At 47.6% G+C, this 10,845-nt stretch carries 8 protein-coding genes; 6 read left to right on the forward strand and 2 right to left on the reverse strand.

The features are described from left to right. Window positions 1-373: 373 nt before the first annotated feature. Window positions 374-1,384 (forward strand): zinc-binding alcohol dehydrogenase, encoded by a 1,011-nt coding sequence (locus tag WCO51_04725; GenBank protein MEI6512562.1) that lies wholly within the window; start codon window positions 374-376, stop codon window positions 1,382-1,384. 371 nt (window positions 1,385-1,755) lie between these two features. On the opposite strand, the gene WCO51_04730 is transcribed toward WCO51_04725, so the two are convergent. Beyond that, window positions 1,756-1,911, reverse strand: a complete 156-nt coding sequence (locus WCO51_04730; GenBank protein MEI6512563.1) for a hypothetical protein — start codon at window positions 1,909-1,911, stop codon at window positions 1,756-1,758. Between the two features lie 146 nt (window positions 1,912-2,057). On the opposite strand from WCO51_04730, the gene WCO51_04735 reads away from it, so the two are divergent. The 4 genes from WCO51_04735 to WCO51_04750 all read left to right on the forward strand — a co-directional run bounded on the left by WCO51_04735 (window position 2,058) and on the right by WCO51_04750 (window position 8,498). Further along, window positions 2,058-3,776 carry an efflux RND transporter periplasmic adaptor subunit gene (locus tag WCO51_04735; GenBank protein ID MEI6512564.1) on the forward strand — a complete coding sequence of 573 codons (1,719 nt, stop codon included), beginning with the start codon at window positions 2,058-2,060 and terminating at the stop codon, window positions 3,774-3,776. Between the two features lie 12 nt (window positions 3,777-3,788). Then, window positions 3,789-7,055: an efflux RND transporter permease subunit gene (locus WCO51_04740; GenBank protein MEI6512565.1), complete on the forward strand. Its 3,267-nt coding sequence runs from the start codon at window positions 3,789-3,791 to the stop codon at window positions 7,053-7,055. Between the two features lie 91 nt (window positions 7,056-7,146). Continuing rightward, window positions 7,147-7,998 (forward strand): hypothetical protein, encoded by an 852-nt coding sequence (locus tag WCO51_04745; GenBank protein ID MEI6512566.1) that lies wholly within the window; start codon window positions 7,147-7,149, stop codon window positions 7,996-7,998. A gap of 80 nt (window positions 7,999-8,078) precedes the next feature. Continuing rightward, on the forward strand, window positions 8,079-8,498 hold the full coding sequence (locus tag WCO51_04750) for a hypothetical protein (protein MEI6512567.1): 420 nt from the start codon (window positions 8,079-8,081) through the stop codon (window positions 8,496-8,498). A gap of 66 nt (window positions 8,499-8,564) precedes the next feature. On the opposite strand, the gene WCO51_04755 is transcribed toward WCO51_04750, so the two are convergent. After that, window positions 8,565-9,548: a sugar phosphate isomerase/epimerase gene (locus WCO51_04755; protein MEI6512568.1), complete on the reverse strand. Its 984-nt coding sequence runs from the start codon at window positions 9,546-9,548 to the stop codon at window positions 8,565-8,567. A 374-nt stretch (window positions 9,549-9,922) separates the two neighbouring features. Here WCO51_04755 and WCO51_04760 point away from each other — a divergent pair. Then, the coding region (locus WCO51_04760; GenBank protein ID MEI6512569.1) for a histidine kinase at window positions 9,923-10,845 on the forward strand (923 nt) is incomplete at its 3' end.

A 10,845-nucleotide genomic window follows, 5' to 3' on the forward strand; every position in this document is an offset into this window, starting at 1 on the left:
GAATTTTGTTGTATACAATATTAGTGTGTAAATCATACAAAAGTGTCTTTGCGAGGATGATTGTGCCGAAGCAACCTCCTCCATTACCTTCCAGGCTGGTTCCACGCCTAGACTACTAATGAACACCCCGATGGGGTACAGGGTGCTCTGGCCACTATCCCTAAGTAGGGCTGACACTATTGAGGTTCTGCTGCCTGATAAGCAAGAAAGCTATATTAGCGAATTCAGCCCCGATTTGGTCATTAAATCACTACGCGAACTGCTCTAAATTAGCCTTTAATTAGGCGAAGGCGGTATAGTAGTATTTAAGTTCACAAGCCCATGGTTTTGATATTTATCATTAGGCATTACGGCCACTATTAGGAGGAAATGGATGGAAGCATTAACTATTAGTTTTACAGGAAAAGATCAAGTTGAACTCCGTATGACGGAGATAGAAGAACTGACACCAAATCACGTCTTAGTTCAAGCCACAAAAACGCTCATCAGCACTGGAACGGAAGGGATCGTTCTAAGCCGTCTTTTCGAGCCAGGAACACACTGGGATGGATGGGTGCATTACCCATTTGACGCCGGTTATTCCATGATTGGACGCATCATCAAAGTTGCCGATGATGTCACTAACTTTAAAGTAGGCGACCGTGTCGCTTTGCGCCAAAATCATAAGCAATACGCTGTAGCAAATGCCGGCAATTTAATTCGAGTTCCTGATAACGTTCCTGATGAGGACGCTTCTTGGTTTGCGCTTGCTAAAATCGCGCAAAATGGGGTTAGACGCGCACAACACAAGCTCGGCGATGCAGTCGCAATAGTCGGTCTTGGCCCCCTTGGGCAACTTGTTACTCAATATGTTCGATTAATGGGCGCTCGCGAAATTATCGCCATCGATCCCGCCGAAAAACGACTTGAACTTGCCAAAGCTCATGGCGCAACAGCAATACTTCCGATGACCGTTCAGGACGCCAAAGAGCAAGTGATGCAGCTCACTGATGGAAGAGGCCCCGACGTGATCTATGATGTCACCGGCCATCCGGCAGTCTTCCAATGTGCCCTTGGCCTGCTACCACAGTTCGGCAAGTTGCTCCTATTGGGCGACACCGGCAAACCATCCGAGCAGCGATTGACTTATGACGTAGTCGTTAAAGGACTCTCGATTATCGGAGCGCATGACGGCAACCCACCTGGGGAATCAACTCCTTATGAATTCTGGAGCACCAACAAGATCATCAAGCTTTTCTTTACCTATTTGGAACGCGGGGATATGTTTACTGCTGACTTGATCACCCACCGTTTCTCACCCGAAGATGCTGTGGAAGCTTATCGCCTTATTCGAGAAGATCGTTCCTCAGCCATGGGCGTCGTTTTCGACTGGACCCGCATTTAAGCACTCAGTTCAATACCCCCACTGCTTGAAGTGGGGGTATTTTTTATGCTAGGTTGGGATTATTCACAATTAATTAGCAATTCGAAACATTCAGTGAGTAATATTTCGTAAAGTAAGTAGTACATTGAGATGACTATGAGAAAATCGCGTATAAAATCTTGGCTTGCATTATCGATAGCGTTCACCTTTGGACTGCTGTCGGTAGCAATACCTCGAATCGAATGTCGATGCGAGGGAGGTCAAGGTCATCAAATGGATGCCACCCCACAAGCATCATCTTGTGCAATACACTCACCCAAACCTGCCATCCATTCATGCTGCGAAAAAGTCGGTCCGCAAACTATCGCTCATAGTTTTCTCTCAAGCAAGCATCAGTGCAGCCGCGCAATCGTTCCCCTATTATCATCACAAGCAATTTCAAGCAGTTCGCTTTCAGTTAAAGTTGTTACGAATAACTTAGTTATACCAATAGCGTTTGATTTCCAGCTTGCAAATACTCCATTTTTCTTCTCTGATATCCAACCCATTAGTGAATCACCTCCTTCGGACTCGAACAGCAGCCGTGCGCCTCCTGCCTGTTAAGCTCATTTAAGGCTTCTGTTTTGAGTTCAAAACTTTTTCAGGAGCATGATTGCACGTCAGGTTTCCGATAATAGCTTAGCAGGAGAAAAAGTTGAAACAATTATTTGGTTTCATAAGACATCATTTACCGACACTACTTATAATTCTCATCGCTTTGATCGCAGTGAAGTTGGCAGTCGGTAAATACAGAGCGCCTGGCTCGGTAACTCCCCTCGAGTCACAGGCGATGGACATGAGCGTTATGAACGCTCCAGTGGGAACACTTCCGGTCCAACTGGAAGAGGTGGCGCTAAAACGATTTTCAAGCGGTGTAACCTACACAGGTTCAGTAGTTGCGCTCAACACCGAAGAGATAGTCGCTAGAGTGGCAGGGCGTATCGTAGAGATTACAGTTTATCCAGGCCAAAAGGTCAAAGCCGGTCAACTGGTGGCTCTTCTTGATTCAAGCGAACTTCAATCACGTGTAAATGAATCTTTACAAGCAGCAAGCGCCGCCAATGCGGATGTGAATGTTGCGCTACGCGAGCTACCACAAGCGGAAGCGAGGATTGATGAAGCCCGCGCTCGTCAACGCGGAGCTGATGCTTCTGTCGAGGATGCTAAAGCGCAAGTCGAAGCAGCAAAGCAGGAAAAAGCACAAGCTCAATCGGAACTAGCGGATGCTCAAGCCACCGTAGCCAGCGCCCAAGCGGATGCCGAATATGCCCAAGCACAACTATCCCGCAGCGAACAACTTTACAAACAAGGCGCCATCGCTTTGCGCGATTTACAACTCACTCAAGCACAAGCCAAAGCTGCGACCAGCAAAGTAGCGCAGACCAATGCCCAAGTAACGAAAGCTTACGCCGGAATTCGAAGATCCGATGCGCTTATCACTGCCGCACAGTCAAAAATAGCCCAAGCAAGAGCCGAGCAACGCGCTACTACTGCAGGATTGCGAGTAGCTATAAGCGATAAAGCGCAGGCACAAGCACAGGTTACCAAAGTTAATGCTCAAGCCAATCAAGCGCGCGCCCAGGAACAAACCGCATCGGTAGTTCTTGGCTACACTCGCCTTGTCGCTTCTCAATCGGGTATCGTTTCTGAACGATTAGTCAGTCCCGGCACTCTCGTTCAACCAGGCCAAACTATCCTACGCATCCAAAGTATTGACCAAGTTCGAATTCAAGCCAATGTAGCTGAAGCTGATCTTGGTGGGATACGTAAAGGTACTTTGGTTAGTATATCAACCCCTAGCGCATCAAAAATTGCTCCCTTACAAGCCCGTGTAACCAGTGTCTTCCCTGCCGCCAATGCTGAAAGCCGAACCTTTACTGTCGAGGCATTAGTTCCCAATCCGAATAGCCGCTTCCAGCCAGGGCAGTATGTGTCGATGAGCTTCGATACGGGCGGAGTAAATAATGCTTTTTCTGTTCCCAACCAAGCTCTTTACAAAGCAGCAGATGGCAGTTCCTATGTTTGGATACTTGCCGATAATCCAAACGCTAAAGGGAAGGTTATCTACACCTGTACAATGCATCCCGAAATCGAACAAGATAAGCCCGGCGATTGCCCAAAATGCGGCATGGCTCTCGTCCCCAAGTCCAAATCAGGCAGTTACATCGCTAAACGGCAAACCGTCACTCCTGGGCCATCTAACGACACCCGCACGCTCATTCAACAGGGGCTTAGAGCTGGAATAAAAGTGATCGTTAGCCAAAATCAATCCCTTAATGAAGGAATCCCTGTCCAGCCTGTAGAATCAGGTAAGGCACCTGAGACCCATGCGCCACCTGCCGATAACAACATGCAGAATATGCCTGGGATGTAAGGGAGTCGTGCGATGAGCTTCAATAAAAAGGAAAGTCCTGAGCAGTCGGATGGACCTGGAAAATTCAATATTGTCCAGATGAGCATCGATCACCCCTACCCCGTGGTCGCATTTTATCTGGGAGTAATTATTCTGGCGATTTTGGTTATCGGCTTTACGATGCCTCGCCGTATGATGCCTTACGTTCAAAGCCCAACAATCGGCATAGTGAGCATGATGCCGGGCCTATCTTCTCAGGAGATGGAAACCTACTTCTCCAAGCCAATCGAAGAACGCATGGTGAACGTGCAGAATGTTCGATATGTGCGTTCGACTTCGCAGGACGGTTTTAGCATCGTCTCGCTTGAATTCCCCTACGGAACCAATATGGACCAAACCCTTGTCCAGGTTCAATCGCTTATGAATGTGGTTCAAGCCGACCTACCGATTACAGGAGCGAACGTTAAACCTTCCTGGGTATTGCTTATCGACCCCTTGAACCTTCCGGTGCTTTCACTCAGTCTGACTGGCGATGAGCGTTGGGACCTTGCCCGACTTCGCGAATTGGCCGATAACGAAATCACAAACCGCCTGAAGATGACCAGCGGACAGATATATACGGTCTCCCCATTCGGCGGTTATCGTAGACAGCTTCAAGTTATTGTCGACCGTCAAAAGCTGGCAGCTTATAATTTATCTATTCTCCAAGTTCGTGATGCCCTCGACAAGCAAAATGTTGCCAAACCTGCAGGTGTTTTGACTAATGGGGACAATGAAATCACTTTAAGAGTCGACGACCTTGCCAAAAACGCTTCGATGGTCGCTGAGTATCCTATCGCCTCAATAAATAGTAAAACGGTATATGTAAAGGACGTTGCTCGGGTCGAAGATTCGGTCTATGAGCCGCGCTCGGGTTATCATCACTTTGATCGAGGCAAAACGGAAACAGGGATTGAATTAAATATCCTACAAAATCCAGGCGCCAGTTCCCCCGAAGTGATTACCAACGTCAAAGATGAGTTAAATCGCCTCGAACGTGATTACCCCGGCATTAAGTTCAAAACCGCTTATGACAACAGTACCTTTGTCCATATCCTAATGAAGAATATGTTCGAAGAACTAGGGTTAGCTATACTGCTCACGACTCTTGTAGTTCTCCTTTTCTTAGGAAGTTATCGAGCGACACTAATCGCGATGGTGGATATCCCCGTTTCGCTTGCGATGGCAATTCTTGTCATGGTTCCGTTTGGGTATTCGCTGAATTCATCTACTTTAATCGGTCTACTGCTGGCAATCGGCCGTTTAGTTGATGACGCAATTATCGATGTTCACAGTGTTCAACGACATTTGGCGATGGGAAAAAGCCCGCGTGAGGCAACTATCACAGGAATTACAGAAGTCCGTCGTTCGGTAGCAGCTTCAACGGCGATGCTAATTCTTGCTCTTCTGCCGTTAGTTTTCTGCGGCGGTATCGTGCAACTTATGTTTGAAGGGCTAGTCTGGCCGATTATTTTCGCCCTGATTGCATCCTACATCGAATCGCTAACTCTAACGAGCGTAATGTGCGCTAACTTTCTTAAGCAGGAAGCCCGCGAAGAACGTCGCGATTGGGTTTCACAACATATTTTATTCCCAATTCAGGACTGGCTTAAAAAACTCGAGCATGGCTATTCGCGATTGATTGGCTGGATGCTTAAGAATAGGTTCAGCAACCTATCGCGTATCGCCATTACGATTATAATTGGCTTCGGGTTTTATTATTTTATTGGTTCCGAAATGATGCCGCTCGCGGATGTTGGGCAGGCCTATATGCAGCTTGAGATGCAGCCGGGAACCTCTTATGCCGCCACAGAACGTGCCGTAACAAAAGTTGAAGGCATTATGGCCAAGTACCCTGAAATTGAAAACGCTTCTATCGAAATTGGCTTCGAAGGCGGACCAGGGATGACAGGAGGCGCGTATTTCACCGGTTACGCGATGGGACAAGTGAACGGGGCTATGGCTATGATTACTCTTAGTGACAAAGATGAGCGTAAACGAGATATTTGGCAAGTTATCGATGGCGTTCAAAAGGAAGCCATGGCAACTATTCCCGGAATCAGGCGGCTTCAAATCAAGGAAATGGGCGCGGACGTGATGGCAACCAGCCAGGCGCCGATCACGCTGTTGGTTAGAGGGCCTGACCTAAATATCGTCTCACAATTAGCCGAACAAGTGGCCGACATTGGGCGAAAACAAGTTCCCGACCTTTATCAAATTGGAACAAGCTGGAGTATGAACAAGCCTACTGACCTCGTACGGATCGACCCGCGACGAGCGTTAGAAATTGGTCTTACCCCATCAGAGGTGGCCGACCAACTATACTACGCCACCCGCGGCGGATATACCAATGAATTCTATCGCTTGGAAAACAAACGGCAAACCACGATGCTTGTACGCTATGATAAATCTCAGCGTGCGACCCAGTCTGATCTTGAAACGGCGATGATTTCCGGCATGAACGGTAAGCTCGTACCCCTCAAGTCAATTGCGACCATCGAAAACACTTCTTCCCCGTCGCTTATCGAACATGATAGTATGCAACGGGTCTCTAGCGTGACCGGTTTCTACCGAAAAGATGGGCGCCCATCGATGGATGTAGCGATGGACTTAATGATGCGCGCACAAAGTCAGTTAAACTGGCCGCAGGGTTATAAACTCGAAGTACGCGGCGATATGACGCAAATGATGGACAGCTTCCGCCGCCTGCTGATTGGCCTCGAAATTGCCCTCATATTCATTCTATTAATACTTGTCGCTCAGTTCAGAGGATTCTTGCAGCCGCTTCAAATGTTCTTCAGTATTCCCCTTGAGCTTTCGGGCGTATTCTTCCTGCTCTGGCTTCACCATCAGGCCTTTTCGTCTGTATCGATCATGGCGATAATCGTGCTGAGCGGGATGGATATCACAACCGCTATTTTATTAATTGACCGCATCGCACATTATCGATCTAAAGGAATACCACGCAATCAAGCCATTCGCCAAGCATGCCCTGAACGACTGAGGCCAATCTTGATGACCAGCCTAATCACAATCGTTACAATGGTTCCGGTTGCTTTCTTCCCAAGGACTGGAATCGATGCTTATTCACCATTAGGGACCGTCGTGATCGGCGGGCTAATCATCGGAACTGCGCTCAGCTTGTTGGATATTCCGATTATGCACAGCATTGTGGATGATGCCGCTCGATTGTGGGAAGTTAAAGTTCGGGGACGCTCTGTCTCTTCCCTTCCACCTATCGATTCAGAGGAAGAAGAATAGAGTTTGATATTAATTATCACAAGCTATTGCGAAATTGTGCACTTTCATTCCACAATTTGAATTCGAGTATTCACTGTGTGGAGGTGCGTTTATGAATCGCTTAATTTCTCTTTCGATAATTGCTGGCTGTTTGGTCTTCTTTACAGCTTCATTTGCTCAAAATGGTTTCCTTTCTCAAAAGCCGCCTATGAATGCTAAGGTCAAGCTGATACTCGATCAAATGGTAAAAGCCTATAAAACCGTTCCTAAGTTTGAGGTTGAAGAATCGATGTTCTTCTCCCAGTTCGATGGCTTGAAAGTTAAGACGGGAAGAAGCGCAAGCAGACTCATCTTCACTGCTCCAAACCAATTCGCTTGGGTGTTAAAAGATATACCTGCATCAGCTCTTGACCCCAAAGGCATACCGGCAAAAGGAAATCTCTCATTCAATGCCTATTGCGACGGCAAGAGTTTTTGGTTAACCGATCACTTAAGAGATCAATATGTTCAAAAGACAGCGCCAAATCGCGCAGACATGATGAAAGCATTCGTTGAAGAGGGATTTCTCGACGATGAGCCGCTTATTGCAAATTTATATTTTCAATCCCTATTCGACCCCGAGTTCTCTGGCAAAATGGGAGAAAACCAGGTTATGCCCCTTGAATACCTCGGGCAGGAAACAGTCAATGGCGAAGTTGTTGATGTTATCGGCCAAAATAAACTTCCTTCCGGACAAGGTCTAAAGATTAAAACTTGCAAAATAAGAATGACATTCGGCGCAGCCGATCACTTACTCCGGCTGATGAGCGTTAATTTGGAAGGTTCTGAAGATAATAATCCCATCGCTTTTACGATGGAGTACACCGCTAAAGTCAATTTGCAGCCAACCATAGCGCCAAACACGTTTTCCCCCGCCCCCAAAGCAACTCGTGTAAAAACGCTCTTCAGAAAAAAACTTCTTTAATTGAACACCAGGAACAATAGGGCTATAATGAAGGCGTAGAGAGAAGAGCATCTTAGTCTAATTCAAGGAGGTTGGATATTATGAAACGCACTAAACTTATCGTCGTCGCATCGGTGTTGGCGCTTACTACGGCTATTGGATTCACTCAACTCGACAGCATTCTAAAAGGCGCAGGAATTGCCCTTATAGTTGACCAGCTTGCCCCTGATATGAATAAGGGAATTAACAAACTCACCAGCTTTAAAAACACAAAAGAATTCTCGACAAAGGTCGTCCCCATCATTAGCATCGGAGATAGCGCCTATGCTGGCGCAGCTCAAGTTATGGGCCCCACCAAGCAAGTAGAAAAAGTCAAAGCGGTTGCCCAGATAGAAGGAGCTTTCTTCAAACGAGGCGTCCGCCTCCGTGGCCTCATCCCCGTTTCGACAAAAGATGTCGTCAAAGACATCAAACGGGTAGATGGAGTTGGCATCTCGGGGCTTGTGGATATTAAGTTATAATTACCAGCTAAAATAAACCAGGGACGATGCATGCACCGTCCCTGGAATTTTAGCCTTTAACCGAAGTTAATCTTTGGCCCAGAACATAGCGGTGGGCTTTTCAGCTATTACAGCGTCTTTGAGCGTGGCAACAGCTTTGCGCAGGCCTTCCATGTTGGACATCAGGCCATCCTCGTGTTCGATGGATAAGACATAGTCGTAACCTACGGTTTGCAGAGTGCTTACGAAGGTCTTCCACCAAGTTACATCATGCCCATAACCGACGGTGCGGAATACCCATGAGCGGTGAAGAATATCACCATAGGACTTGGTATCCAAAACGCCGTTGATTTCTGAGGTCACGGGATCAATACGGGCATCTTTGGCATGGACGTGAAAGACTGCTCCGGCTTCACCCAATACGCGCACTGCCTTAATCGGATCGATACCCTGCCAAAATAGATGGCTGGGATCAAAGTTTGCGCCAACCCAATCACCCATCTTGCCAAGAGCGGCGCGCAGGTTGAGAAGTCCTTCCGGATTGTAAGTCACAAAACCGGGGTGCATCTCAATACAGAACTTCACATTATTTTCTTTAAGGAAGCGAGCCTGTTCCTTCCAATAGGGGATGAACTTCTTCTTCCACTGCCAATCCAAGATTGCGCGGAACTCATCCGGCCAAGCGCAGGTGACCCAGTTGGGGTTCTTTGCGCGAGGGCCATCGCCGGGACAACCGGAAAAGCCGTTAACACAAGACACGCCAAGTTGACCTGCCAATTTAACCGCATTCACAAAATCTGTGTGATGCGCATCGGCAATCTTTTTGTCAGGGTGCAAAGGGTTGCCGTGAACCGACAGCGCGCTCAGCTCAAGACCGCGGCTGGTGATTGCAGCCATCAGCTTCTTCTGACCAGCCTTATTGTCAACCAAATCCGCCGCATTGCAGTGAGCGTTGCCGGGATAGGCGCCTGCGCCAAGCTCAACGGCCTGAATGCCCTCTGCCTTAATAATATCCAACGCCTCCTCAAGGCTGCGGTCCGAAAAAAGCGCTGTAAAAATTCCTATCTTCATTGATGACCCTCCGTATTCTATCAAGAAATATTAATGGACTAATTTCCGCAAAACTACCCCGATTTCTGCTGAAAGTTAAGGGTTTATGCGGATTTTTACGTCCATATCTTACTTTGCAGGATACCTGATGATTGATTATCGATGTGTATTTTGCACAGGAATTAAGCGACAAATCAATACCTCCCTGTAAGGGCTAATAGTGCATCGCGCCTGCAGCATTAGAACCTGCGTTACATCTATGGCTTGATTGATCCGACGGAAGTTCACCTTAACAGAACGGCATCGATTTTTATTCGCTTCTTTAAGCTGGCAGTCCATGCAATCCACCATGAATTAATTTTGCTTATTGAAAATAGAGGATATTCATTGCACACATGCGAAATAATATAGTTATGAATTCAGCTAAAGCACAGTTTTGGCGCGTAAATATGATGGTGTGGGTATTGTTCGCCTTCGTGGTGGGCGATGTCATCGTGCGCCAGATCGAAAATACCGGCCCCGATCCCAAGGTGGTCTATCCGCTTCTATTCATCGGCTTCCTCACAGTCGCAGCGCGAACCTATATCGGAAGCAGGCGTCCCGAAGATGTTTTCACCTTCACGCCATTATTAACAGGGTTGGATATTTTCATTATATCCCTGGCAGTTTATGTGACAGGCCGAAGGGACAGCCCATTCTGGCTGCTATACTTCCCTTTGTTAGTCTCAGAGGTATTCACCGCATCCCCCCGTCAAATCGTCTCTATGATTGGCCTTGTGGGGATATTACATACGCTGTCATCCCTCCCACTGCGCAACCCAGCCGATTATGGCGCTCTCTTTACACGCCTCTTCTTCCTACTCGTCGTGGCAGGAATAGCGAGGTCAGTCAGTAAAGCCCACCTTCAACGTGTGCGCGAGCTGGCTCGATTGCGCGAACGGGTCACCCTCGCAGATGAGCGACAGCGTATTGCAAGGGAATTCCATGATGGGTTAGGGCATACATTGGTGAACTCTGTCTTAGGATTAGAATTAGTTCGCCGCCTTGCCAATCGTGACCCAGAAAAGGCCGATACGATGCTCGGAGAACAGGCAACTACCTTGCGCGAAGCCCTCGAAAGCATGCGATACGTCGTGTGGCAGATGCAGTCATCCAGTGAGACAAGAAGTCTTGAAACCCAGATACGCCTATTCGCTAAACAGCTTGAAGAACGCGCATCCTTGCAAGTCACCTGCGAACTGCCCAACGACCCCATGGACCTTGCGCCATCGGTTGAAGTCATGTTGGCAAGAGTCGTCCAAGAAAGTTTGACCAATAT

The sequence above is a fragment of the bacterium genome, from assembly GCA_037131655.1.
Taxonomy (GTDB): Bacteria; Armatimonadota; Fimbriimonadia; order Fimbriimonadales; family JBAXQP01; genus JBAXQP01.